The sequence below is a fragment of the Alteromonas sp. ABV4_515 genome (genome assembly GCF_056160345.1).
Genome location: NZ_JBSWWZ010000011.1, coordinates 49,588 through 73,837, shown reverse-complemented (window position 1 = coordinate 73,837; position 24,250 = coordinate 49,588). Strand labels below are relative to the sequence as shown.

At 47.5% G+C, this 24,250-nt stretch carries 24 protein-coding genes; 18 read left to right on the top strand and 6 right to left on the bottom strand.

Annotated features, from left to right (window positions below; translation table 11 throughout):
* Nucleotides 1-138 precede the first annotated feature (138 nt).
* Nucleotides 139-1,026 carry a TraB/GumN family protein gene (locus ACXAGX_RS20090; RefSeq protein ID WP_474825035.1) on the bottom strand — a complete coding sequence of 296 codons (888 nt, stop codon included), beginning with the start codon at nt 1,024-1,026 and terminating at the stop codon, nt 139-141.
* A gap of 134 nt (nt 1,027-1,160) precedes the next feature.
* Between ACXAGX_RS20090 and ACXAGX_RS20085 the strand changes: the two genes are divergently transcribed.
* The 13 genes from ACXAGX_RS20085 to ACXAGX_RS20025 all read left to right on the top strand — a co-directional run bounded on the left by ACXAGX_RS20085 (nt 1,161) and on the right by ACXAGX_RS20025 (nt 13,845).
* A complete protein-coding gene (locus ACXAGX_RS20085; protein WP_474840588.1) occupies nt 1,161-2,063 on the top strand; it encodes a sulfite exporter TauE/SafE family protein in 903 nt (300 codons plus the stop codon).
* Between the two features lie 120 nt (nt 2,064-2,183).
* Nucleotides 2,184-3,497 (top strand): alpha-amylase family glycosyl hydrolase, encoded by a 1,314-nt coding sequence (locus ACXAGX_RS20080; RefSeq protein ID WP_474840645.1) that lies wholly within the window; start codon nt 2,184-2,186, stop codon nt 3,495-3,497.
* 101 nt (nt 3,498-3,598) lie between these two features.
* On the top strand, nt 3,599-5,512 hold the full coding sequence (locus ACXAGX_RS20075; protein ID WP_474840586.1) for an ATP-dependent DNA helicase: 1,914 nt from the start codon (nt 3,599-3,601) through the stop codon (nt 5,510-5,512).
* A 10-nt stretch (nt 5,513-5,522) separates the two neighbouring features.
* The gene (gene tsaB, locus ACXAGX_RS20070; protein ID WP_474825032.1) at nt 5,523-6,197 is read left to right on the top strand and encodes a tRNA (adenosine(37)-N6)-threonylcarbamoyltransferase complex dimerization subunit type 1 TsaB; all 675 of its coding nucleotides are present in this window, start codon (nt 5,523-5,525) and stop codon (nt 6,195-6,197) included.
* Between the two features lie 91 nt (nt 6,198-6,288).
* Nucleotides 6,289-6,594, top strand: a complete 306-nt coding sequence (locus ACXAGX_RS20065) for a hypothetical protein (RefSeq protein WP_474825031.1) — start codon at nt 6,289-6,291, stop codon at nt 6,592-6,594.
* 123 nt (nt 6,595-6,717) lie between these two features.
* Entirely contained in the window at nt 6,718-7,428 is a 711-nt protein-coding gene (locus ACXAGX_RS20060; RefSeq protein ID WP_474840584.1) for a Slp family lipoprotein, read from the top strand.
* A gap of 87 nt (nt 7,429-7,515) precedes the next feature.
* The gene (locus ACXAGX_RS20055) at nt 7,516-8,355 is read left to right on the top strand and encodes an alpha/beta fold hydrolase (RefSeq protein WP_474825029.1); all 840 of its coding nucleotides are present in this window, start codon (nt 7,516-7,518) and stop codon (nt 8,353-8,355) included.
* A gap of 122 nt (nt 8,356-8,477) precedes the next feature.
* Nucleotides 8,478-10,130, top strand: coding sequence for a long-chain-fatty-acid--CoA ligase FadD (gene fadD, locus ACXAGX_RS20050; RefSeq protein WP_474840582.1), 1,653 nt, complete (start codon nt 8,478-8,480; stop codon nt 10,128-10,130).
* A gap of 59 nt (nt 10,131-10,189) precedes the next feature.
* Nucleotides 10,190-11,350: a ribonuclease D gene (rnd, locus tag ACXAGX_RS20045; RefSeq protein ID WP_474840643.1), complete on the top strand. Its 1,161-nt coding sequence runs from the start codon at nt 10,190-10,192 to the stop codon at nt 11,348-11,350.
* A gap of 42 nt (nt 11,351-11,392) precedes the next feature.
* Entirely contained in the window at nt 11,393-11,689 is a 297-nt protein-coding gene (locus ACXAGX_RS20040; RefSeq protein ID WP_474840580.1) for a YcgL domain-containing protein, read from the top strand.
* Entirely contained in the window at nt 11,689-12,690 is a 1,002-nt protein-coding gene (locus tag ACXAGX_RS20035) for a lytic murein transglycosylase (RefSeq protein ID WP_474840578.1), read from the top strand. The genes ACXAGX_RS20040 and ACXAGX_RS20035 overlap by 1 nt, the downstream gene beginning before the upstream one ends.
* Nucleotide 12,691: 1 nt before the next feature.
* A complete protein-coding gene (locus ACXAGX_RS20030; RefSeq protein WP_474825024.1) occupies nt 12,692-13,354 on the top strand; it encodes a fumarylacetoacetate hydrolase family protein in 663 nt (220 codons plus the stop codon).
* Nucleotides 13,354-13,845 (top strand): YcgN family cysteine cluster protein, encoded by a 492-nt coding sequence (locus ACXAGX_RS20025; RefSeq protein WP_474825023.1) that lies wholly within the window; start codon nt 13,354-13,356, stop codon nt 13,843-13,845. The genes ACXAGX_RS20030 and ACXAGX_RS20025 overlap by 1 nt, the downstream gene beginning before the upstream one ends.
* A 73-nt stretch (nt 13,846-13,918) precedes the next feature.
* On the opposite strand, the gene ACXAGX_RS20020 is transcribed toward ACXAGX_RS20025, so the two are convergent.
* The 5 genes from ACXAGX_RS20020 to ACXAGX_RS20000 all read right to left on the bottom strand — a co-directional run bounded on the left by ACXAGX_RS20020 (nt 13,919) and on the right by ACXAGX_RS20000 (nt 19,875).
* On the bottom strand, nt 13,919-14,470 hold the full coding sequence (locus ACXAGX_RS20020; protein ID WP_070125413.1) for a GNAT family N-acetyltransferase: 552 nt from the start codon (nt 14,468-14,470) through the stop codon (nt 13,919-13,921).
* Nucleotides 14,467-14,988 carry a disulfide bond formation protein DsbB gene (gene dsbB / locus ACXAGX_RS20015; RefSeq protein ID WP_474840576.1) on the bottom strand — a complete coding sequence of 174 codons (522 nt, stop codon included), beginning with the start codon at nt 14,986-14,988 and terminating at the stop codon, nt 14,467-14,469. The genes ACXAGX_RS20020 and dsbB overlap by 4 nt, the downstream gene beginning before the upstream one ends.
* Nucleotides 14,989-15,003: 15 nt before the next feature.
* Entirely contained in the window at nt 15,004-16,581 is a 1,578-nt protein-coding gene (gene nhaB / locus ACXAGX_RS20010; protein ID WP_474840574.1) for a sodium/proton antiporter NhaB, read from the bottom strand.
* Between the two features lie 528 nt (nt 16,582-17,109).
* Nucleotides 17,110-19,299, bottom strand: coding sequence for an ammonium transporter (amt, locus tag ACXAGX_RS20005; RefSeq protein WP_474840572.1), 2,190 nt, complete (start codon nt 19,297-19,299; stop codon nt 17,110-17,112).
* Between the two features lie 153 nt (nt 19,300-19,452).
* On the bottom strand, nt 19,453-19,875 hold the full coding sequence (locus ACXAGX_RS20000) for a hypothetical protein (RefSeq protein WP_474840570.1): 423 nt from the start codon (nt 19,873-19,875) through the stop codon (nt 19,453-19,455).
* 151 nt (nt 19,876-20,026) lie between these two features.
* On the opposite strand from ACXAGX_RS20000, the gene ACXAGX_RS19995 reads away from it, so the two are divergent.
* The 5 genes from ACXAGX_RS19995 (at nt 20,027) to ACXAGX_RS19975 (ending at nt 23,781) form a co-directional block, all read left to right on the top strand.
* The gene (locus tag ACXAGX_RS19995; RefSeq protein ID WP_474840568.1) at nt 20,027-20,728 is read left to right on the top strand and encodes a response regulator; all 702 of its coding nucleotides are present in this window, start codon (nt 20,027-20,029) and stop codon (nt 20,726-20,728) included.
* Nucleotide 20,729: 1 nt separating this feature from the next.
* Entirely contained in the window at nt 20,730-22,142 is a 1,413-nt protein-coding gene (locus tag ACXAGX_RS19990; protein ID WP_474840566.1) for an ATP-binding protein, read from the top strand.
* A gap of 69 nt (nt 22,143-22,211) precedes the next feature.
* Entirely contained in the window at nt 22,212-22,769 is a 558-nt protein-coding gene (locus ACXAGX_RS19985; protein ID WP_474840564.1) for a DUF4136 domain-containing protein, read from the top strand.
* Between the two features lie 71 nt (nt 22,770-22,840).
* Entirely contained in the window at nt 22,841-23,371 is a 531-nt protein-coding gene (gloA, locus tag ACXAGX_RS19980) for a lactoylglutathione lyase (protein ID WP_474840562.1), read from the top strand.
* 158 nt (nt 23,372-23,529) lie between these two features.
* On the top strand, nt 23,530-23,781 hold the full coding sequence (locus tag ACXAGX_RS19975; protein ID WP_474840560.1) for a DUF7218 family protein: 252 nt from the start codon (nt 23,530-23,532) through the stop codon (nt 23,779-23,781).
* Nucleotides 23,782-24,250: the final 469 nt, after the last annotated feature.

Genomic DNA, 24,250 nt, shown 5'->3' with positions numbered 1-24,250 from the left:
CAGTCGCGTCAGATCCGGGATGTTCTCGTTGGGTCATGCTGTAAGAATAGTTTAAAACTTCAAATGAAGAGAGTTTTTATTTCATCTGATTATATTTTTTATGTAGCGAAACAAAAACTAAGCATTTATTTGTACTATTTACTGGAGCTGATGCACGGTGAAACCTTTGGTTTCTAACATGCTAAGCACGCCATCGGGGCCAGCCATATGCATGGTGCCTACCAATACAAATTCGGTTTCGGGCGTAGCCAGATATTCTTCTATTTTCGGCAGCCAGGCTAAATTACGCTTTGTCAGTACGTTGGCGTAGACTTGTGGGTAATCGTTTTTGAATGTGTCCATCGATGAATCAAACAACTGGTTCATGTTGCCATTGCGCCAGGCTTGCTTCATGGGTTCCAGGGTTTCAGACATGGTATCTAATTCTTCAAGAGAGTAGCGAATATAAGCATCTTCTTCGCCTTCCCCAAGTTTAGACAGGATCTCAAGTTGTTGAGTGGGCGTTTCAAACCAGTCTACCCGTTTTTCGTCGGCATCTGCTTTGGTGAAGAAGAAGTTATCGACGCCGGGATTAGTAAGCCCGGCATGCTGAAGCGCCATCATAGAAAGTGTTATGCCAAGAAACGACGGTTTCATTTTTTCTACCTGCGTTACGCTCACACCGTAGCGCGCAAGATAGGTTTTCAGTTGTTGGTACGTATCTTCACTTAAATCGTCACGAATGGTGCGTCCGTTCTTGTAGGTCATTAATTGTTGTGTTTGCTCAACAAACTGAGGAGAAACGAGTGCCGCCAGGTCGGTTTCGAAAACCAGTAAATCGGCAGCCTGGTAAGCGACTTCGTATTGTTTGGGCAGAGGATAATCATCAGGACTCAGAATGTGTAAGGTACCGCCAAGATAAATCGTATTGTCACCTTTGGAAACCTGCCATACGGAGGCTGCTTGGCAGGATAATGCACTGAGCAGAAACGTGGTGAACAAGCTGGAAAGAAAAACTGGCTTAAAGCGGCCCCTGATGTTTCGCATTTGGTGAACTCCTTTGCTACGATTCCCTATTTATTCGCTATGCAATTTACTGCTAATGTCATCAAAGTACAAACCGCATTATGATTCTACGCCCCAGTGGCGAAAATATGATCGAATTTGAGAAGTAACTATCTGTGTCCACTCTGTTAAACCGTTTTACCGTACCTTCTATTCTGCTGCTTGTGTGGGGCGTGGTGTTTTTTAGTCAGCCTGAACCACTAAACCTGGCATCGGATTTTGGCGGCTTTTTTGTGCTTGGTGTCATTGGGGCTATTTTCGCCAACGCCACGGGCGCTGGTGGAGGCGTCGTATTCGTACCCGTATTTAACCACTTAGGGTTTGCACCGGTAGATATTGTTGCCACCAGCTTTGCCATTCAATGCTGTGGTATGACTGCCGGGGCATTTAGTTGGTGGGGACATTTTACGCATACTGAAAGGCAAAATGCGCAATGGTCGGTTTTACCCCAGGTGCTTGTGCTTTCCATACCTGGTTCGGTATGTGGTTTACTTATGGCGCAGTACGCGGCGAGCAGTGTGCCTTTTCTCTCTGCCATTCAAGGCAATGTGGACGATTTACACCTTGGTTTTGGCGTATTTTCTGTATTTCTAGCCCTGGTGATTTTTGCCAGTATTCCGCTGCTGCGTAAAACTGCATTCAAATCGGAAATGTCCAGTGTGGAAGTATTATTGCTACCTGTGGTGGGGTTCGTCGGCGGTGCGATTACCGCATGGTTATCTGTTGGTGTTGGTGAGCTCGTGGCTGTGCTACTTATTTTGCGAGGTTTTAGCGTCACCATGGCTATAGCAGTGGCGGTTATCCTTTCTGCGGTAACCGTGTGGTTTGGCGTCATCTACCATGTTGTCGAAACGCAGGCGGTAGCCTGGCAGGTGGTATTATTTGCAGGCGCAGGGGCAATCATCGGCGGCCGCTTGGCCCGCTATGTGGTGCTAGCATTTTCGGTACAAAAACTGAAATTGTTTTTTGGTTTTTGGGTGCTGTTACTTGGCTTAAGTGGCTTGCCGGTTTTTCATTAGCGCCAATAATGTTGTAGTGCCTGACAAACTTTTCCTCTATTGCACCGTAAACAATGTAGTGCCGGTGAAAACCTGCTAATGAAATGCGAGGGAATTACCGGCGTTCAATCTGAAAAGGGAATGAAGATGGCAGAACCGTTTGTACCGCAAAATCCCTATCAGGTGTCACAACCTGAATGGTCAAAAAATGCTGTTGTTTACCAGGTTAATACCCGTCAGTTCAGCAGCAATGGCGATTTCGACGGCGTGCGGGAAGGCTTAGCACGGATCAAAGCACTTGGTGCTGATATTATTTATTTGATGCCGGTAAATCCCATTGGCGAAATGAATCGCAAAGGTGAGTTGGGAAGTCCTTATTCGGTAAAAGATTACTATGCCATCAACCCGGAGTTTGGCGATGCCAGCAGTTTTGAAAAGCTGGTAAAAGCTGTGCACGCGCTGGGCATGAAGCTGATCCTCGACTGGATCCCAAACCATAGTGCTTGGGACAACCCGTTAACCGTTTCTCATCCAGACTGGTATGCCCGGGATCACAAAGGAAATTTCCGACCATCTCCCTGGTGGGATTGGGACGACATCATCGAATTCGATTACAACGTACCCGCACTTCGACGTTACATGGTGGAAGCCATGTGCTATTGGGTTGAGCATTTTGACATTGACGGTTTCCGTTGTGATGTTGCCGGGTATGTGCCGAATGATTTCTGGGCGCAGGCGCGGGTGGCGTTAGATACCATTAAACCGGTTTTTCTGCTGGCGGAATGGGAAAATCGCGATTTGCATGAAAAAGCCTTCAACATGTCTTATGCCTGGAGTTGGAATGAGGCGCTACATGGAATCGCTCATGGGCAAGCGCCGGTTGACCGGTTAAGAAAGTATTATTCCTGGAATGAGCGCAGTTGGCCAAAATCCGCTTACCGGATGACATTCGTTAGTAACCACGACAAAAACGCCTGGGATGGCACGCAACACGAGCAATTTGCCAACGCCTTAGAAGCCGCGATTGTGTTGTCTGTAACCGGTGAGGGTGTGCCACTCATCCATAATGGTCAGGAAGCCGGGGAATCAAAGCGATTGGCGTTCTTTGAACGTGACCCCATCGAATGGCAGGAACATCCCATCGGTGATCTATATAAACAGCTCATCGCGCTCAAAAAACGGACTACAGCGTTATGGAACGGTGAATACGGTGCCACAATGTTGCAGGTGGTGTGTAACGATCTCTCTCGGGTTTTCAGTTATGTTCGGCAAGATGATAACGGCAAGGTGTTAGTTATCCTTAATTTGTCAGCTGATGTGGTTTCTCCTACCTTCGATGCCGATTTATACAATGGGCAATACATCGATGTGCTCAGTGAACAGCGCGTGGAACTGGATGCCTCCCAGCCGCCAATTTTGTCGCCATGGGCGTATCGCGTTTACGAAGCCGTTTAAAAAAACGCCTTCGAGAATCCATTCTTCCGAGCAGTGAAAAGCTGCCCCATTTTCCTGATAATTCTGGCATACTACGCGCTTTAAATTTTTAGTTGTGATCTATGCCTTCTGTTTCTTCAATTTTCTCTGCTGACGGATTATTGGCTCAGGCGATACCTGGCTTTATGCCCCGTGCAGCGCAGACCGATATGGCGCTGGCGGTGAAGTCAGCGCTGGACGACCAACACAGCCTGATTGTAGAAGCCGGAACGGGTACCGGTAAGACCTTTGCTTATCTTGGCCCCGCGCTACTGGCAGAAGGTAAAGCGATCATTTCCACCGGTACCAAAAACCTACAAGAACAGCTTTATCACCGTGATTTACCGGTGATGAAGAAAGCGTTGGGAAGTCGCCGTAAAACGGCATTGCTTAAAGGCCGCGCCAACTATTTGTGTCTGCATAGAATGTCACAGCATGGCGGAAATTCAATGCTGGTGGAAAAAGAAGTGCTGGGGCAGCTTTCTACCGTGCGCAGCTGGGCGGAAACGACTAAAACCGGTGATGTAGGGGAACTGAAAACCCTGCCGGAAGATGCCAAAGTTCTGCCACTTATCACCTCCACGGTGGATAACTGCTTGGGGCGGGATTGCCCGGACTATGAAGATTGTTATCTTGTAAAGGCGCGTCGCAAAGCGCTGGAAGCCGACATCATTGTGGTTAATCACCATTTGTTTTTTGCAGATATGGCCTTAAAAGATACGGGTTTTGGTGAGCTGATCCCCGAAGCTGATGCCATTATTTTCGACGAAGCGCATCAAATTCCAGACATTGCCAGTGACTACTTTGGTGAATCGTTGTCGACACGCCAACTGCAGGAACTGGCAAAAGACATCAACGTGCTTTATCGCACCGTGCTTAAAGACGCCGACCAACTGGATAAATCTGCTGAGAAATGCCGAATTGCTGCTGCAGATTTACGCTTGCTGTTTCCTGAGCAGCCGGAAAAAGGCAACTGGGCGGAAGCCCTCGACAGGCAGGACGTCCAAACGCAGATTTCCCGCTTGACCGACGGCATTGCTGTGCTCTACGAAGTCATTAAACTGCACTTGGGGCGTGATAAAGATCTCGACAATATTTATGAGCGTGTAGCACAAACCCGCGACCAGCTCGCAGCGTTGTGTGACGGCCAGCAGGATGGGGTGAGCTTATGGTATGAAACCACCCAGCGTCATCTTATTCTGCATTTGACACCGCTCTCTATTGCAGCCAAGTTCCGTCGTTTCATTAATGCAGTGCCCCGCGGCTGGGTGTTTACGTCTGCCACTCTTACCGTTGATGGCGGATTCATCCATTTTCAAAAGCGGATGGGCCTGGATGATGCCAGAACCCTGGAATTAGAAAGCCCGTTTGATTACCGCGAACAAGCCATTTTATGTGTGCCCCGGTATTTGCCTGAGCCAAACAGCTTCAGCATGAAAGATACCTTATTCGAAACGGCCAAACGTTTAATTGCCGCCAGTAAAGGCCGATGTTTCTTGTTGTTTACCAGTCACGCCATGTTGCGGGAAATTGCTAAACGTCTGGAATTTGCCGTAGAAAACACCTTGCTGGTTCAGGGCACCACCACAAAACAAGCGTTGCTCGATGCATACCTTGCCGACGAACAAGCCGTATTACTGGGTACCGGTGCCTTCTGGGAAGGGGTTGATGTTCGTGGAAACGACCTTATATGCGTGATGATTGATAAACTGCCCTTTGCCTCGCCAGACGATCCGTTGTTACAGGCCAGAATGGATGATGTGAAAAAGCGGGGGGCGAACCCGTTTGCCGCCATTCAAATTCCACAGGCAGTTATCACCCTTAAACAAGGGGCAGGGCGTTTAATTCGCGACCCTACCGACAAAGGGGTGTTGGTTATTTGCGATAATCGCCTGGTAACCAAAAATTACGCGCAGACATTTATTGCCAGTCTGCCAGACATGAAACGTACCCGCTCACTCGATGTGGTTGAGTCATTTTTAAAAACCATCGATTAACAGGAATTGTATGAACCTTCTTGCTATAGATACCGCCACAGAAGCCTGTTCAGTGGCTGTGAGAACTGATCAGGGTGATTTTCATCGGTTTGAAATCTGTCCTCAACAACATAGCCAGCGTTTGCTGCCCATGGTAGACGAGGTGCTTAAAGAGGCTGGCGTTACGCTAAAAGACATTGATGGTCTGGTTTATGGTCGTGGCCCGGGGAGTTTTACAGGAGTGCGCATCGCAACCGGTATGATTCAGGGGTTGGCTTTGGGCTCAGGTTTGAAAGTGGCTGGGGTGAGTACGCTTGCTGCGATGGCGCAACAAGTCCTTGAATCACAGGGGAGCGCATCGGTTGCAGTGGCTATTGATGCGCGAATGAGCGAAGTGTATTTTGCACAATATCAGGCTGAAAACGGGCTGGTACAACTGCTGGATGAAGAGAGGGTTTGTCCTCCCGAACATGCTGCGTCTTTGCTTAGCGATAGTGCAAGTCAAGCAGGAACAGGGTGGGCAGCGTACTCGGAACTCACAGCCAAGTGCGACGCCGAGGTTGCGGTTTTGTATCCCGATGCTCGCTTTATGTTAAGCCTTGGCGAACAGCAATTTGCTCTAGGTGATGTAAGCGAAGCTGAACATATTGAGCCGGTTTACTTACGCGATAAGGTCACCTGGAAAAAGTTGCCTGGAAGAGAGTGATGGCGCAATTTTTGCTTGACTTCTTTCTCAATATGGGCTCTCATTGTATAAAATGTAATCGATAAATTGTAAGGGTTAACGCGTTTACATTATGGAAATCCAATCTGGCTTTGACATCATCAGACCGGAACAGGCTCCGCAACGCGCACAGCCTGAGCGTGTTGATGCCCGTCAGAAAGACCAGGCTCAACCGCTCGAGGGCATTGTTGAGCTAAAACCTATCCGCAACGATGCCTCTGACGACGTATTAAATTCTGCACGCAAATTTCAACAGCAAACCGGTTATGACCAGCCTGAAGGAAAGGGCAGACAAGCTGTCGCAGCTTATCAAAGTCTTGAGCGGGAAGCGCAACGGGACAATATTCGCGAATTACTTGGCGTTGATCTCTACGCCTAATGCGATAAGGCGTTAACCTTCTTAGTGCTTCATTCGTATAATGTTTAGGAATACCTATTGTTCAGCTAGCATTCAGCTTGCAGTAGGATAATGAACATGCCTATCAAATATTCAGGAACTACTATGCTGCGTTCTCTTTTCTTATTAGCTGCAATTGCACTGGCAACAGGTTGCTCTGTTGTTCCGGACGACATCGATTTGCCTGACGATACGAATCTTGTTTCGTATAACCGCGCTGTAACCGGTGGGGATTCTGTAATCGGACAGACTGCTCGATGGGGCGGGATTATTGTTGGAGTGGAAAATAAACCCGAAAAAACCTTCGTCGAAATCGTTAATTTCCCTTTGAATCATTACGGAAAACCTAACGCGGGCGAGGAGACTATCGGTCGCTTTAAAGTCGCGATGGACGGATTTGTTGATCCTATTCATTTTGAAAAAGGGCGCCTGGTGACGTTCGTGGGTGAAGTGCAAAAACCGATTGCCGGCATGGTTGGCGAGCAACCGTACATGTATCCGTTATTAAATGGTGAAAATTATCATATGTGGCGTAAGAACTCGGTTAACTATATCAATCCGCTGTTCTTTGATTACCGCATGGGCTGGTACTCTCCGTTCTATTACGGTGCTTATAGACCGTTCTCATCGCCTTGGGGCTTTGGTATTTACAATGGTTATTATCAGTACAGCAACGGTCCGGCCATTCGTATGAGAAAAACGTCGATCAATAACGTGGGTAGTTCTTCACGCTCAAACCGAAGCAGCGTATCGAGTCGCGCAGCCCCACGGCCAACTTCAAGCGCAACACGATCTGTTGTGAGAAAAGAACAGTAATAAAATGCGGACACGTTTTTCCTGGCAGAGCGGCAAGAGATTGCCGCTCTTTTGTTATTTGTTGCCGCATAGCTGGAGAGAATGGCGATGAAAGAAACAGAGTTTCAACTGGGTGATATCAAACTATCAGCATTGGACAACCAGGGTGCTGGCACGGTGGTAATCGGACTTCATGGTTTTCTGGATAATGCGGCTTCTCTAGCACCACTTGCCCCGTATTTGCAGAACAGCCGGTTTATCGCGCTGGATTTAGCTGGTCACGGGCACTCTTCCCATCGTCCGGCTGGCGCCCATTACCATCAAGCTGATTTCCTGCAAGATTTGTATGCGCTGATCACAGAAAATGCGTTTTCAGACGTTATTCTATTAGGCCATTCCCTGGGGGGTATTTTAGCAACACTGTACGCTGCCGCTTTTCCCGACCACGTCAAAGCCGTTATTAGCATTGATGCCTGTGGACCACTCACAAAATCAGCGGAAAGCAGTGCTGAACAAATGCGAGAATCGATTCAAAGTCGTTTTAAGAAACGCAAAAACCGGCTAAATATCGTTGATTTAGAGGATGCGGTTAAAGCCCGTTGTGCGGTATCAGATATTGATGAAGACAACGCTAGAGTGATTCTCTCCCGCAATCTCACGCAAGATGCATCGGGGCACTGTTTCTGGTCGAGCGATCCTAAACTGCGAACCAAATCTACCCTGCGCTATACTGAAGAGCAGGCCGAAGCGCTCATGCGAAATGTGCTTTGCCCGGTGTGGTTCGCTGCTGCTAGCAACAGCTTTAAGAAAATGCCGGATGTATATGGCGCGCGTAAAGATTGGTTTGTTTCTAGCCAATGTGAAGTGTTTGATGGGGGTCACCATATTCATATGGAAAAAACTGACGAAGTGGGGAGGGCAATTCGCCAGTTTGTTGAACAATTGTAAACAGGAACGTTTATCTTTTTGTTGTCATCCTATAAGATACGCAACTAATCAGACCAGTTGTAAAATATTGGTTAAGCAGTATCTGTAAATCAACTATAAAAATAAATGTTACCGGAGGGTGTGTGGAAAAAATTTGGTTAGAGCATTACGACCCAAGTGTTTCGGCAGACATTGACCCTGACCGCTATGCCTCTATTGTCGATATCTTCGAGCAGTCTGTAACAACCTATGGCGATCAGGTTGCTTACATGAACATGGGGCACAGCATCACGTTCAGAGAACTTGATGAATTATCAGCCCAGTTTGCAGCCTATTTGCAAAGCAGTGGCCTGAAGCGAGGCGATGCCGTTGCTATTATGATGCCCAACGTGCTGCAGTATCCTGTTGCCATGTTTGGCGTTCTCCGCGCCGGTTTAACCGTTATAAACGTAAACCCGTTGTACACTGCTCGGGAGTTGGAGCATCAACTGAATGATGCCAATGCTCAGGCGATAGTGATTGTTGATAACTTTGCTGCCACGTTGCAGCAAGTGGTCGGCAAAACAAACCTTAAACATATTTATCGCACAGCCCTGGGCGATATGTTGCCTGCGCCGAAGCGTTGGGTGGTCAACCTGGGCGTTAAATATATCAAAAAACTGGTACCTGACTTCTCACTGCCTACTGCCGAATCTTTTATGTCGGCAGTAAAATCGGGAGAAAAGTTAAGCTATCAACGTCCTGACATTAAGGGTGAGGATTTAGCCTTTCTGCAGTACACCGGCGGCACGACAGGTGTGTCTAAAGGGGCCATGCTGACGCACCGGAATATGATTGCGAATCTTGAGCAAGTTTCCGGTATTCTTGAAATCGTTATTGAGCCCGGTAAAGATTTAGTGGTTACCGCGCTGCCGCTTTATCACATCTTCGCACTGTTGGCGAACTGTCTGCTGTTCTTGAAGTTTGGCTGTCCTAATCTGCTTATTACTAATCCGCGGGATATGCCAGGTTTTGTCAAAGAGCTGTCTAAACATCAATTTGCGATACTGCCTGGTGTAAACACCCTGTTTAACGGTTTGCTGAACACACCTGGTTTCAAAGAATTAGATTTCTCCCATTTCAAATTTGGTCTTGGCGGCGGTATGGCCGTTCAGCGTCCGGTAGCAGAGCGCTGGCAAGCCGTAACAGGTACGGTTTTGTTGGAAGGTTATGGTCTGACGGAATGTTCCCCAGTGGTTGCGGTGAACTCGCCTAAAATTAAAGCGTACAAAGGGGCCATCGGCATGCCTATTCCGTCAACAGACATTCGTCTGGTAGACGATGAAGGTAACGATGTGGCGCCGGGTGAAGCAGGAGAAATGCTGGTAAAAGGCCCACAGGTGATGAAGGGGTATTTGAATCGTCCTGAAGACACCGCGGAAATTTTAAAAGACGGCTGGCTGTCAACGGGTGACATTGCGAAGTCGGATGACGAAGGTTATTTCTATATTGTTGACCGTAAAAAAGATATGATTCTGGTTTCCGGATTCAACGTGTTCCCGAACGAGATTGAAGAAGTGGCAGCCATGCACGAAGGTGTCGTGGAAGCAGCCGCGGTAGGCATGCCTCACGATGTGAGTGGGGAAGTGGTGAAATTGTTCGTCGTGGCCAAAGACAAAAGTCTGACTGCCGAGCAGGTTATTGCCCACTGTCGGAAACATCTCACAGGTTATAAAGTACCGAAAAAAGTGGTATTTAAAGATGACCTGCCGAAAACAAACGTAGGCAAAATCCTGCGACGGGAATTACGGGATTAATCGCTCCTGCTCGAATAAACACTTGGGACAGCCGGCTACTTTGCCGGCTGTTTTGTATGATGAAATATAAACTAATAACCGATGAAAAAGCGCTGAGAAGCGTGTGCGAAAAAGCGGCGGAAGCTGATGCGGTAGCCATTGATACCGAGTTCGTGCGAACCCGCACATTGACGCCTCTGCTAGGTTTGTTGCAGATGTTCGATGGCGAAAACCTGGTACTCATCGATCCGCTGGCGATTGACGATCTGTCTCCATTTGTCGATCTGATGGCCAACCCGAATGTGGTTAAGGTGCTGCACTCTTGTTCTGAAGATCTAGAAACGTTTCTGGCTGCCTTCGGCATGGTGCCAGCTCCCATTTTCGATACCCAGTTTGCTGCCAGTGTATTAGACATGGGGCCCACGTTGGGCTACGCCAGGTTGGTGGAATTAATGAGCAACGTGGTGCTGGATAAAGGCGAGTCTCGTACAGACTGGCTGGCACGTCCATTGCGCGAAGCGCAACTTAGTTATGCCGCCAACGATGTGCTTTACCTGTTACCCGTTTACCGCCAATTGGCTGAGAAAATTGCTCAGGTTGGTAAATACGAGTGGGTAACGCAGGAGATAGCTGTACTGGCAGAAAAAAAGAAAGCCCAGGTGCCTTTAGAGCAGGCATATCTGCATCTAAAAAACCTGTGGCGTTTAACACCTGAACAACTCACGGTATTTCGTCATCTCGCGGCATGGCGGCTAAAAGTGGCGCGGCAGAAGAATCTAGCATTGAATTTTGTGATTCGAGAAGGCCAGATGTTTGATATTGCTGTCAGAATGCCAGTAAGTCGTAGTGCACTGAGTCGCACCGAGGGCTTGCAGCCCCAAACGCTGCGCCGCTATGGTGACATACTTATTAACCTGGTGGCCGAAGCCCGAGAGTTATTCGAAGACACGCCGGCTGATCGTAAGCTTGTACCTATACGCCGACTTATCGATTTTCCTGAATACAAGAAAAACCTGGCGGCAGTAAAACGGATCTGTGCGGAAGTGGCGCAAGCACAATCCGTAACCGAAGAAGTCATAGCGTCGAAAAAACAAATCAATCAATTACTGAAGTGGCAGTGGTTCGATTTAGATGAAACCCGTTCACAAGGTTTGTTACCAGACCTTCTCTCCGGATGGCGCCGGCCGCTGCTGGAGGAAAAACTGACCTCTCTATTGGGCCCACTGGCCTTTGACAAGTAGGCTAACGGCTTTCGATAATACCGAATAAACCCAGGAAATCTTATGTTGTGTGCAGTGTATAAAACTCGTCGCAAAGAAGGCATGTATTTGTATGTGCCGGGCAAAAATGCCTTTGACGACGTGCCAGAAATTCTAATGCAAAAATTCGGCACTCCTGAATTAGTGATGCTCATTCCCCTTGATAAACGGCCTCAATTAGCCGGTGTGAGCAAAGCCGATCTCGAAGCCGCGTTAAAGGATAAAGGCTTTTATCTACAAATGCCGCCAAAGGAAGAGGACATGCTTGCGACCCATCGCGTAGAGCAGGGGTTAGCCCCCAATGTGGATAACAAGCGCTAATGTTTTTCAATCAGACTAAACGCTGCCTTATGGTGGCAGGTATAATGCTCTCGCTAGCCATACCCAGCGTGCACGCCGAAGAAAAAACAGAAGCGGGTTTCAATGCTTATTTAGCCGACATCAAAACCGAAGCCGTAAATAAAGGCTTTGACGCTGCGTTGGTCGACAGTGCGCTGGCCACCGTAACGTTCAGACCCACGGTGGTGAAAGCTGACAAAAATCAACCGGAAAAGAAAATTACCCTGGATGATTACCTGGCCACCCGGGTACCAGACTGGAAAGTGAAGCAAGCACTGGATTTGTATAACCAGCACAAAGCGTTACTGGATGAAATCGGTAAGCAATATGGTGTACAGCCTCGCTTTATACTAGCTCTGTGGGGGAACGAGTCTAACTTCGGCAAAATACAGGGTAGCTATCCGGTGTTTTCCGCTCTGTTGTCGTTGGCTTATGAAGGCCGCCGGGAAACCCTCTTCAAAAAGCAGTTTTATGCCGCATTAGAAATTATTCAGGATGGTCACATTCACGTTGATGATTTAAAAGGCTCGTGGGCTGGCGCAATGGGACAAAGCCAATTCATGCCCACATCGTTTCTAACTTATGCTGTGGACTATGACGGCGATGGCAGAAAAGATATCTGGCAAACCCCAGCGGACGTGTTTGCGTCGATTGCCAATTTCTTGTCTAGCGAAGGGTGGAATGACGATTACACCTGGGGACGTCAGGTGAAATTTGTTGATGGCTATAAGGGTGAAAATGCTGGCTTAGGCAAAGCGGATTTTGTCCCTCTTGCAACATGGCAACAACATGGTGTGCGTAAGTTTGACCTATCCAATTTACCGGATGTCGATATTAACGCGTCGTTAATTATGCCTGATGGCATCGATGGGCGACTGTATCTGGTTTACAATAACTTCCATACACTGATGAAGTGGAACCGGTCTTCCTATTTCGGCATTTCTGTGAGTTATCTTGCCGATCGCATTAAAAAAGGGCAATAGCATGTACCAGCATAAAACTTCAGATGGACAAGTCATTGATTTGCCCGTTACTCGTGCGGTATGTATAGGCCGTAATTATCACGACCACATTGCAGAATTAAACAATGCTGTTCCCGATGAAGCGTTGTTTTTCATGAAGCCGGCTCCCGCACTGTGCGATATGTCGCAGCCGGTAACGATTCCTGACAATTTAGGCGAATGTCACAATGAACTGGAACTCGCGGTTTTGTTGAATAAACCGCTGAAGAATGCGTCTGAAGAGGACGTGTTGGGTGCAATTGAAGGTTACGGTTTGGCGTTGGATCTCACCTTGAGAGACGTACAGAGTAAACTCAAGTCGCAGGGTTACCCGTGGGAACGTGCAAAAGCGTTCGATGGTAGCTGTCCATTATCAGGCTTTGTTCCGGCGTCTACGTTTTCTGATCCTACCGATATTCATTTTACCCTTCATATTAATGGTGAGATGAAGCAGCAGGGGCATACCGCTAAGATGATTCGACCTTTATTAGCGCTCATTGCCGAAATGTCGCGTGTATTTACGCTGACACCGGGCGATGTGGTTCTCACTGGTACGCCAAAAGGCGTGGGTCCTTTAGTGGCCGGTGACAACATTGAAGCTATTCTTGAGGGTGGCTTAATGGTTACAAGCCGGGTGGAAGCGTAATGGAACGTTTCTGGGAAACCAAATCGCTAGAAGAAATGAGTAATAGCGAGTGGGAATCGTTATGTGACGGCTGCGCAAAGTGTTGTTTGCACAAGTTCATTGAGGACGATGAGGCCGAAGAAGCTGCCCCAACAGACGTTATCAGTGAAGGCGAGGAAATTCATTACACCAATATCGCGTGCTCACTGTTGAACACCAAAACCTGTGCCTGTACCCGCTATGCCGAGCGAACTAAGTTGGTGCCTGATTGTGTAAAGCTAACGAAAGCGAACCTGAAAGACATCTTCTTTATGCCGCCAAGCTGTGCTTATCGTCGCCTGCATGAAGGACGTGGTTTGCCGTCCTGGCATCCGTTGCTGCATAAAGGCAAGAAAGCTAAGATGCATCAACAAGGGATGTCGGTAAGAGGTAAAACGGTGTTTGAAACCGATGTCGATTTGGATGCCTTCGAAGATTACATCGCCAGCTGGCCATTAAAAGATATCGATTAATCACAGCGCTGGCTTCTTACGAGGCAGAGCAATAGCGAGCAGTTTGTTTAACTGCTCGCTTAATTCAATCATGTTATTCCGTTGTGACTGCATAAAGCAGTGCATTTCTTCCACTCACCCGTTTGCGTAAAAAACCCTCTTTTTCTGCCCCCAACTTTTCTGCCACCCGAAGGCTTGCCTTGTTGTTAGGTTCGATCAGAAGTTCCAGTCTGTGCAGGTTCATTTGAGTAAATGCCAGCTTTTTCAGTGCCTGACTTAATTGCACCGCAACGCCTTGTCCGCACGCCTCAGGGCGGATCCAGAAGCCAAGGTTAGCATTGCCATGCAGCGGGTGAATATAGTTAATAAAGCCCATGCCAAGACACTTTCCGTCCATCACAAGCAGGTAGGTAATGCCATAGCCACTATCGCGTTGCGCTTTTAACGTCGCGATGCACTGACGGGCCTGCGGTAGGGTAACCGGGCACAGCGCAGTACCCATCCACGGACGTACGTGGTTAATAGATAACTGTGCGGCTTCACAAAGCATCTCAGCATGCTTTTCACTGATCCGCTCAATACTAATTGGGCTGGCAGTGGTAGCGATAGCAGGAAGCCGGGAAGGGAGGGTAGATAAGTCTATCAAAAGGGTTTCTTGTCCAGAATACGGCTGCCAAACACGATTACGAATACGGTAGTGTAAACCCCGAAGATCACCATCATCCATTCAGGCATGCCCAAACCGAACAGGCGCCAGCCATCATCAAGACAATCGCCTTTCGCTTCAAAAATAGGCGGTAGCCATTCGTGCAGAGGCATAAATTCCGGGAAGTTAGGCACAATACCGCAGCTGGAAAAAAGGGAAAAACTATGGATGATTTCGTATTGCTCCTGGGCAATCATAAAACCCCATACTGAAGCTATGATCCAGCCAGCAAATGCCAGCATGCGGGTTACGCCGTTGTTCACGATTAACACCAGCAGCGCCGACAGCATAATACTAATCACAGCGGTGCGCTGATAGATACACATAATACAGGGTTGTAAGCCGTTTACGTGCTGGAAATATAATGCGGTAGAAAAGAGCCCGAGGGCAGAGAGAAACAACAACAGCCAGGCGGGTTTGTGCTCCGCCTGGCTGCTAATCCATTGAATGACTTTCATTGTCCGATAATGACCTTAGTGCGATTCGCCACCCATCATCGGTGACGCAGTATGATGCTCAATAAGGTGCATATCATAAAGCCACTGGGTCGAGTCTGCCAATCCAAAATAGGTGGCTGCCAGTCCTACTAAGGTGAGTACAATAGTATAAGGCAGTGCCATCACCACCATCTTGCCATATGACAGGCGAAGGAGTGGGGCAATGGCAGAGGTGAGCAAGAACAGGAATGCCGCCTGACCATTAGGTGTCGCAACCGAAGGCAGGTTTGTTCCGGTGTTAATAGCAACCGCTAGTAAATCAAACTCGTCACGGGTGATTTGGCCTTCCTGAAGCGCAGCCATTACTTCTGTTATATATACAGAGCCTACGAATACGTTATCACTCACCATAGACAGTGCACCATTGGCCAGGTAGAACATAACAAGCTGCATTTCGCCTTCGAATGTCAGTACCCAGTGGATAACAGGTTGGAACAGGCCCTGGTCGATAATAACGGCAACCACACCAAAGAATACGCAAAGTAACGCAGTAAACGGCAACGCTTCTTCGAAGGCTTTGCCCAGTGCGTGTTCTTCAATGATGCCGCTGGCGGAGGTAGCCAGAACAATAACCGACAGGCCGATAAGACCCACAGACGCAAAGTGACCGGCAAGCCCAACAACCAGCCAAACACCAATTAATGCTTGTACCGCCAGGCGCGCTTTGTCGCGATTCGTGCGGCCTTGGTCCATGTGTTTGTCGTAAGACACCAGAATGTCACGTACAGCTTCAGGTAACTTCGCGCCGTAGGAGAACAATTTTGCCTTCTCCAGAAATACGGTTGTGAGCAATCCACAAATAAACACAGGAACAGTGATTGGAGACATACGAACAAAGAACTCGCCAAAGCCCCAACTGGCTTTGTCGGCAATGATCAGGTTTTGCGGTTCACCTACCATGGTCATTACACCACCGAGGGCAGTACCTACTGCTGAGTGCATCATCAGGTTACGCAAAAATGCGCGGAAATTCTCAAGGTCATCGCTACCGAGTTGAACATTGCCGTCGTCGGTGTGATCGTGGTCGTGGTGGAACTCTTTACCCGATGCCACTTTGTGGTAAATCGTGTAAAAGCCTAAACCTACCGCAATGATTACCGCTACCACGGTGAGCGCGTCTAAGAACGCCGATAAGAAAGCTGAAGCGATAATGAAAGAAAGCGATAAGACCAACTTGTTTTTTACCCTGATAACCAATTTGGTAAACAGGAACAGCAGCAGGTCTTTCATGAAGTGAATACCGGCAACCATGAACACTAGCAGCAACAGAACCTCAAGATTAACCTCGATTTCGTGCATCATGTGTTCCGGCGAAGTCATGCCTATGAACATGGCTTCAATGAGCAACAAACCACCCGGCTGCAAAGGATAGCATTTCAGCGCCATCGCCAATGTGAAGATAAACTGGATTACCAGCACCCAACCAGCGGCGTATGGATCCACCATGAAAAGGAAGGGATTGATGATCAGAAACGCTACAATCGTTTTTTTGTACCAGTCCGGCGCATGTCCCAGAAAGTTCTTATAAAGCGCCATTGGTAGCGATGTTTGCATAGTTAATTTTCCTTTAACAACAAGTTGGCGGTGTGCCTGGCCCTATATTGATAATTATTCAGTGTAGCCGTTTTAAAAGACAAGTTATGGTTTTTAGTGGTTTTTTGTGACCCATGACTTATCTGACATCTGACTCTACATCAAATTTTAACCCTGAGAAAGTCGGGCCAGATATCGATGTTGGCATGCTGCAGTGCAGCAGAGAAAGTGGTGGGTTGGCCAAAATGCACCTAGTAAACGTAAGATTATCTAAACATCAATAAGTTACAAAAAAATTAATGAAAGCCAATTGGTTAACGAACCAGCAGCCCGCTAGATATGTAAAATTAAAAAGAAATTCGGATAATTTTAATAACAATTCATTTACTGGTGAAAATGTAGCCGTAAAAGGGGCGCAGTCCCCGCCAGCTCTCACATTTGTAACGGGGGGCGTTACAAATGTGAGAATAACATCGATCGTTAGCTCATTAGTGCGGATTATGTTGTCCGCGCTCACTTTGTGTACGTTTCAATTTAGTCATGTTGATGTTAGGCAAAACGATATTGACCAGATACCTTACCAAAAGTAACCGCAGCCCTGGATAGTGCCTCAGCTTCCTGTTTTATCGCCAGGCAATGATGGTGATTCTCATCACTACCATTAGAAATCGAGCGAAGTAATTGCTCTGCATTTTCAACCGATGCCAATTGCGAGTGCGTCGATTCAACAATTTTTTGGTTGAGTAAGGTTATCGCATCAATGTCTTCCGCCAGCTGGCGAAACGAGTGAATCATAGTGCTAGCATCTTCTGATGAGCGTGTGGCAATGGTTGCGCAGCTGGACAATTGTTGAGCATTATTCAAACTTTCTCGTTGCAATTGTTCAATTTCCATTTGAATTTTTTCAGTCGCGTCGTGGGTTTTCATTGCCAACTCTCGCACTTCATCGGAAACGACCGCAAACCCCCGGCCATTTTCGCCCGCACGGGCGGATTCTATGGCTGCATTCAACGCCAACAGGTTCGTTTGCTCAGCAATTGATTGGATCAATTCAACCACGCTACCGATTGATACAATATGTTCTGACAAGGCTTGTGCACTCTTGCTAGATGCCATTAGTTCGTTGTGAAGGGTATGAAACTCATCGATAAATGATTGAATTCGCGTAATATTTGAAGAGGCTTGCTGATGACTGTTACGGGTGTTTGCTACCCCCTGATTAACAAGTTCATGAATTTGATTGGCTTTTTCCAGGATACTGCTGGTCATAGCACTCACAGAAGTTGTACTGTGTTTTTGTTCCGAACTGGTCGTTTCCGCATGATCGACTTCAGGTTTTACCTTTTCAACATGACTGAGAATATCGCTGGCCGTAGCAGACATCATGCGAATACTTTGTTCAAAATCGCCGAGTAACTGATTAAATGCCAGCGCGGTTTCTCCGGCTTCGGTGCCGTATTCTACTGGGGCACGAAGTGATAAATCCTTTTCTTTTACGATTTTGTCCATGGTCTGCATTGTATCTAGCCACACCGTGCGGGCACCATGTTCTACCACATTCAGGCCTAAGTCTTCATCACCACCTGAAACACGCAAATCGTGAAGTTTGTTAAGAATGAAAAATACCAGGTATCCGAGTCCGAAAGCCCAGACAAAATAAGCGACAATACCGGTGACTTGCGTTGCTGCTTGAGAAAGGGCACTGCCTGCAGGCAAAACTGACGGATCGGCGAAGAATGCGAGTGCCAGTGTGCCCCATACGCCACCAAATCCATGAACTGCAATGGCTCCCACAGGATCATCGAGCTTAAATTGATAGATGAGCCAGTCTTCAGCGAAATAAACTATGATGCCACCTAACGCACCCACAATGAGTGCATAATTCGGTGATATAAGCGCGCAGCCAGCGGTAATGCTAACCAAGCCTCCCAATACGCCATTCAGCGTTTTTTCGACGGCAATTTTACCCTTGCCCAAGGCCGCCGCCATCACAATGCAGGCAAGGCCACCGCCGGCAGCAGAGAGCATTGTATTGAGTATAATACCAGGAACAGCATCGTCGGCTGCTAATTGACTACCGCCATTGAAACCGAACCAGCCAAAAAACAAAATAAAGACACCTAAGGTGGAAAGAAGCAAATTGTGTCCGGCAATAGGTTGCGGTTCTTTTTTCTCGTTGAACCGGCCTTTTCGTGCTCCAAGTACAATAACACCTGCCAGGGCGACCCATGCGCCTACTGAATGCACAACAGTAGAACCAGCGAAATCAACAAAGCCACGGGCTTCCAACCAGCCTACATGCTCAGCACCGGCGATACTGCCCCACGCCCAATGACCAGACACAGGGTAAATAATGGCACTTATCACAATGGTAACAATAAGATAAGCATTGAATTTCGCTCGCTCTGCCACCGCGCCGGCAACGATGGTGGCAGCCGTTCCGGCGAAAGTAGCCTGGAAAATAAAAAACGCAATCGTGGAAGGGGTGGTCACTTCGCTGCCCATAAAGCCGGAAAACGCCACAAATGTTCCCCCGTCGCTGCCGAACATGAGAGCATAACCCACGCACCAGAAGGCAATGACCGCTACGATGAAATCACTGACATTTTTTATTGCGACGTTGTAGCTGTTTTTTGCTCGTACAAAGCCTGATTCCAACATGGTGAAACCTGCTTGCATAAACATCACGAGTCCAGCAGAAATAAGAACCCAAAGGATATCGATAGGTGCCAAATCCATTTTCAGAATTGTCCGGTTATAGAAGGAGAATTTTTAGTGTAGAACAAAAAATGAACTGCGTGCGATTTGGAGCAAATGAGCGTGCAATTTAAAAAAAAACGGGCCACCCAAGGTGACCCGTTAGTTTCATCTCACTTTTAATGAGGGCTGAGCTTACTGCTCTGCATCTGTTTTTGGCGTGTCTTCTGGCGCCGCATCACGCCAACGCTTACGCTCGCCTTTATCGCGTGGGCCTTTGTCATGACGACCTTCACCACGTGGACCGCCGCGCATATCTCTTTTCTCACGAGACATCATTTTTTGTAACATGGCCGTTTTCTGTTCGTCAGTGAATACCGTCCAGAATTCGTCGCGCAGCGCCTTTTGTTTCTCTTTAAGTGTCTCAAGTTTTTGCTTTTGCGCGTCGGTTAGCTCAATGTCTTTCATCATTTTGTGCATCATCGGCGGCATGGTTTGTTCCATACGATCCGCTTTATCGTCGGCACTATTTGCAGCCAGCGCTAGCCCATTGATACTTGCGCCCATGAACACTGCTGCGATGCTGACCAGACCAATCTTTTTAAGTGAACGTTTCATAATGTTCTCCTGGAAATTTGTTCAGCCTCTTATTGAGGACAGCTTCATACTAGCGCGCTGAATGTCACGAAACGTTAAGAAGTGCAAATCTGGTGTGAACATATGAAAAGTCAGGCATTATTAGCCATGTTAGAGTAAAAACAGGGCGCCAATGAGCATTCTATTAATTGAAGATGATAAAGGTCTTGCCGAGTTACTTACTGAGTTTCTCAGTATGTCTGGCTACGATGTTGTCCATTGTGCCGATGGTGAAGCTGGTTTGCAGGCCGCGCTTACCTCTGCCGACATCGACTTGGTGCTGTTAGACGTGATGCTACCGAAAATGAATGGACTGGATGTGCTTAAAGGCATTCGCCAGCAGAGCGAGTTGCCAGTACTTATGCTCACGGCAAGAGGGGATGACTTAGATAAAGTACTTGGCTTGGAGTTGGGCGCAGATGATTATCTGGCAAAACCGTTCAACGACCGTGAACTGTTGGCAAGAATTCGGGCCATTATTCGACGGACCGGCGATAAGCCATCAACATCCTCAGAGGCGGCGCGCGAAAACAAAAAAATGTTACTTCAAGTCGGTGACATTGAAATTGATACACAAAAAATGTCAGTCAATTGTCATGGTAGCGAGCTGGAACTAACGGGCAGCGAATATGCCTTACTTAAGTATTTAGGAAGCAAGGTCGGCGAACTTATCAGCAAAGATGTGCTATCAGAAACTTGTCTTGGCCGGAGGCTACAAGCGTTCGATCGCAGTATTGATACGCACATCAGTAACCTGCGCAAAAAGCTCAATGCTGTGAACTCCTCGGTGGATATAAAAAGCCAACGCGGCCGTGGTTACGGAATTTTCGTCTGATATGCGCTCCATTCGTAATTTTAATCTCAAGGTGCTGAGTTGGTTTTGGCTGACTATTCTGGTGTGCTTACTTTCTATTGCCATCCCTGCTTACATCATGCAGGAACTTTCAGATAACTCTCATCTCACTTCCCGTGAAAACCACCTGCTGGAAAATTTTGCGAAGAAAATGAATGCCGTGGTGGCAGAAACAGGGGATAACCGCCGGGAGATTCGATCACGGTATCGAGATCTGGATGAAAGAATGCCATTCCAATGGTTTATCATTAATGAAGAGCTTGAGATCGTTGTCAGCAGTGCGCCAGTAAGAGATTCGCTAAAGAGCCGTTTTGATAGCCGACGTTTCTGGTTGTTCGCCCGCGGTGAACATCCTCGCGACATCAACATGGAATGGACACGCATGATCGGACCCGCAACACTGAGTTCTCGCCCCGATTGGAAGCTCATTTTATGGCGTCCTGAACGGCCACGCCCAGAAGATATTTTTCAGGCGATGCCTTGGTGGTTAATGGCGTCTATCTTTGTGCTTGTGACTTCTGTAATGAGTTGGTTACTCGTGCGTTCAATTGCCCGCCCGTTAAACCGGCTAGGCACAGCTTTCTCGACCGTGGGGAATGGCGGCTTGTCTCATCGTATTGAGTTCGATAACGCCAGCAGTAAAGACAGTGAGTATGCATCTTCTGCGCCTTTCACCCGGCTTTTTGCTCAGTTTAATGAAATGACAGCAAAAATTGCTGCCCTTATTCAAAATCAAAAACGTCAGAGTGCCGATATTTCACATGAACTCAGAACGCCGTTAACCCGACTGCAAATGACCCTGGCGCTGGTACGCCGCAAATGTGAAGATCCGGCATTATTCCCTCTGCTAGAGCGCGCTGAGCGGGAAAATGAACTACTTAATTTGCATATTCAGCGGCTATCCGACCTAACCACCATGGAGGCGAGGGCGATTCAGCAGGGCATGGTAACCTTGAGTGTTTCCTCGTTGCTCGAAGCGCTCTGTGAAGACGCGGCATTTGAAGCTGAAGGGCTGGACATGCAGTGGCAGCATACGTTATGTGATGCCACTCTTACCGTGTATGAAGAGCCGTTTATCACCGCGATTGAGAATGTAGTGCGCAATGCGTTCAAATATGCAGCATCATCGGTATCATTACGTTGTGCTCTTGAGAATAATGAAGTCATTATTGTGATCAATGACGACGGTCCCGGAGTGGAAGAGTCTGATTTAGCGCGACTTACCGACGCATTTTATCGAACAGATAGCGCGAGAAGCAGTGAGACTGGTGGCCTTGGACTCGGTTTGGCCATAACTGCAGAGGCGGTGAGACTGAACAGTGGTAAACTCGTGTTCCGCCGAGCTGACAAAGGTGGCTTGCAAGTGGAAATGCGTTTTCAAACGGCAGTGAACTAAAGCGATCCTTTTTCCGGTCTCACTTCGTTTAACTCATATCATCAATACTTTTAAGTGGTGGAAGCGATTATGTCTTCAGCGCCGGTGCGATTTTTTCTGTTCGCCGTCATGTCTCTCATGTTGTTATCAGGCTGTGCCTCTAATAAGCCCCAAATTAATATGGATGAGCAACAAAACTTTGCTGCCATCAAAACCTTCTATGTGAAGCCTCCGCTGAACTCCGTTAACCTCACTCTTGAAAATCAACTCGAATCCGCCATTACTTCCATCATGCGGGGTAAAGGTTTAAGCCCAGTTGGTCAGGCTGATGCCGACATAGAAGTCGCATTTTTGCCGACAACAGCGCGAAAGCAAGATGGTAAATCGGTAAGCTTGGGATTGGGCACCGGCGTATTTGGCCGTACCACCGGTATTTCGCTGGGCAGTATCTTCAGTGTGCCTGTGGGTGAGCAGGTCTCTGAATATCAAAACTTGCAGATTGATGTCATAAAAAATGGCAGCTTTATCTATAGTGCGGCCGGTAGCGCAGAACTGGATGCCAGCGACAATATTAGTGTACAGCGTGCACTGTCAGATTTAGTCCGTGAGCTTCTCGAGCCTTATCCGGCAACAAATAACGCGCAGTAAGTAAAAAGGTTGCGTTGGCATATTTTGCCCCCAATTCGATTAATTCAACTCGTTATTACAAAGGTAAATGAATGACTCGCCATTTCGAAAAAGCAGACGGTTTATGTGAACAGAAAGATCCGGCAACGAACGGCTTCGTGTTTAACCAAACCATGCTACGTATTGCTGATCCCGAACGGTCACTGGACTTTTACACTCGGGTGATGGGCATGACGTTATTGAAAAAGTTGGATTTTCCAGACATGGCGTTCAGTTTGTATTTTTTGACGCACGGAGAAGACTTTTCTGATATCAGCAGCGATGAAGCTGAGCGCACGGCGCAAACCTTCGGACGTCCTGCCATGTTAGAGCTTACCCACAACTGGGGCGATACCGCAGAGAATAAAACGTACCACAATGGAAACAGCGAACCTCGGGGCTTCGGCCATATCGGTTTTCACGTCCCCGATCTCGAAGGCGCATGTGCTCGCTTCGAAGAACTTGGTGTGGCGTTTCAGAAGCGTTTAGCCGACGGCAAGATGAACAATATAGCTTTTATTAAAGATCCCGATGGCTATTGGATTGAAATTTTTGACGCCAACCGGGTTGCCAGCGGAAAGTAAGATACCCTCAAATTTTCAATTCGTTCTTCCTACATTTTGCCTGCTCAAGCACTTTGAGCAGGTCATAAATCCCCTTTAATTTATCTAATCTTTCGCCGCTTATCTTGCGTAACAAATCTGAATTCAACGTTCTTAAGTTCAAGTTTGAGGAGACGGTAATGGCCACTGACCACGGTAATCAGATAAAAAACGATGATCGTTACGAAGCATTAAGAGACAAAGGCTACAGCAAGGAAAAAGCCGCGCGGATTTCTAACGCGCAGGCGAATCCTAATCAGCATCCGTCTGAGAAGGGCGGTAAAGCCAAAAAATATGAAGAGTGGACCAAAGATGAACTTTATGAGCGTGCGCAGGAAATTGATATTGATGGGCGTTCGAGCATGTCGAAAGATGAGCTTATTGATGCGTAGAGGGATCACTGAGGGGGATAAGGCGATGCCGTTGAAAGCTCCTCCCGCGAGCAAGTACAGAATGTCACCAGTCGACTATCAATGCTAGTCCCTGATACGCGAAGTTACCGTTATTGGGTTAGCAACACAAACTGGGTTTACACAGTCTTAATTTAAAGTTAAGGCTCAGTCCAGCCCGCCTGTAAGGCAGGCAGGGCGACACAATAGCGTTATGGGGTATTAAGAAATATTTTGCCTGATATAAACTAGGTGAAAGTAATTCATCCGTTACTTGCCGCCGAGCTAGATAACCCTCTTTTAAAGTTGTTCAGTGACACATTTTTTTGAAATTTGAGATGACATAATGGCTCTCGTCTTTCGAATAGATCATTCAGAGGGAACCGAGTTGTTTTTTAGTTGAGCGACCTCATGATTGATACATATTCAAAAATCTGACACCTGGTTTACGGCTGCATCTTCAGGGACTTGC

Coding starts and splice junctions, on each gene's coding strand:
- ACXAGX_RS20090 (WP_474825035.1), bottom strand. CDS start 1,026: ATGCGAAACATCAGGGGCCGCTTTAAGCCAGTTTTTCTTTCCAGCTTG.
- ACXAGX_RS20080 (WP_474840645.1), top strand. CDS start 2,184: ATGAAGATGGCAGAACCGTTTGTACCGCAAAATCCCTATCAGGTGTCA.
- ACXAGX_RS20075 (WP_474840586.1), top strand. CDS start 3,599: ATGCCTTCTGTTTCTTCAATTTTCTCTGCTGACGGATTATTGGCTCAG.
- tsaB (WP_474825032.1), top strand. CDS start 5,523: ATGAACCTTCTTGCTATAGATACCGCCACAGAAGCCTGTTCAGTGGCT.
- ACXAGX_RS20065 (WP_474825031.1), top strand. CDS start 6,289: ATGGAAATCCAATCTGGCTTTGACATCATCAGACCGGAACAGGCTCCG.
- ACXAGX_RS20060 (WP_474840584.1), top strand. CDS start 6,718: ATGCTGCGTTCTCTTTTCTTATTAGCTGCAATTGCACTGGCAACAGGT.
- ACXAGX_RS20055 (WP_474825029.1), top strand. CDS start 7,516: ATGAAAGAAACAGAGTTTCAACTGGGTGATATCAAACTATCAGCATTG.
- rnd (WP_474840643.1), top strand. CDS start 10,190: ATGAAATATAAACTAATAACCGATGAAAAAGCGCTGAGAAGCGTGTGC.
- ACXAGX_RS20040 (WP_474840580.1), top strand. CDS start 11,393: ATGTTGTGTGCAGTGTATAAAACTCGTCGCAAAGAAGGCATGTATTTG.
- ACXAGX_RS20035 (WP_474840578.1), top strand. CDS start 11,689: ATGTTTTTCAATCAGACTAAACGCTGCCTTATGGTGGCAGGTATAATG.
- ACXAGX_RS20030 (WP_474825024.1), top strand. CDS start 12,692: ATGTACCAGCATAAAACTTCAGATGGACAAGTCATTGATTTGCCCGTT.
- ACXAGX_RS20025 (WP_474825023.1), top strand. CDS start 13,354: ATGGAACGTTTCTGGGAAACCAAATCGCTAGAAGAAATGAGTAATAGC.
- dsbB (WP_474840576.1), bottom strand. CDS start 14,988: ATGAAAGTCATTCAATGGATTAGCAGCCAGGCGGAGCACAAACCCGCC.
- nhaB (WP_474840574.1), bottom strand. CDS start 16,581: ATGCAAACATCGCTACCAATGGCGCTTTATAAGAACTTTCTGGGACAT.
- amt (WP_474840572.1), bottom strand. CDS start 19,299: ATGGATTTGGCACCTATCGATATCCTTTGGGTTCTTATTTCTGCTGGA.
- ACXAGX_RS20000 (WP_474840570.1), bottom strand. CDS start 19,875: ATGAAACGTTCACTTAAAAAGATTGGTCTGGTCAGCATCGCAGCAGTG.
- ACXAGX_RS19995 (WP_474840568.1), top strand. CDS start 20,027: ATGAGCATTCTATTAATTGAAGATGATAAAGGTCTTGCCGAGTTACTT.
- ACXAGX_RS19990 (WP_474840566.1), top strand. CDS start 20,730: ATGCGCTCCATTCGTAATTTTAATCTCAAGGTGCTGAGTTGGTTTTGG.
- ACXAGX_RS19985 (WP_474840564.1), top strand. CDS start 22,212: ATGTCTTCAGCGCCGGTGCGATTTTTTCTGTTCGCCGTCATGTCTCTC.
- gloA (WP_474840562.1), top strand. CDS start 22,841: ATGACTCGCCATTTCGAAAAAGCAGACGGTTTATGTGAACAGAAAGAT.
- ACXAGX_RS19975 (WP_474840560.1), top strand. CDS start 23,530: ATGGCCACTGACCACGGTAATCAGATAAAAAACGATGATCGTTACGAA.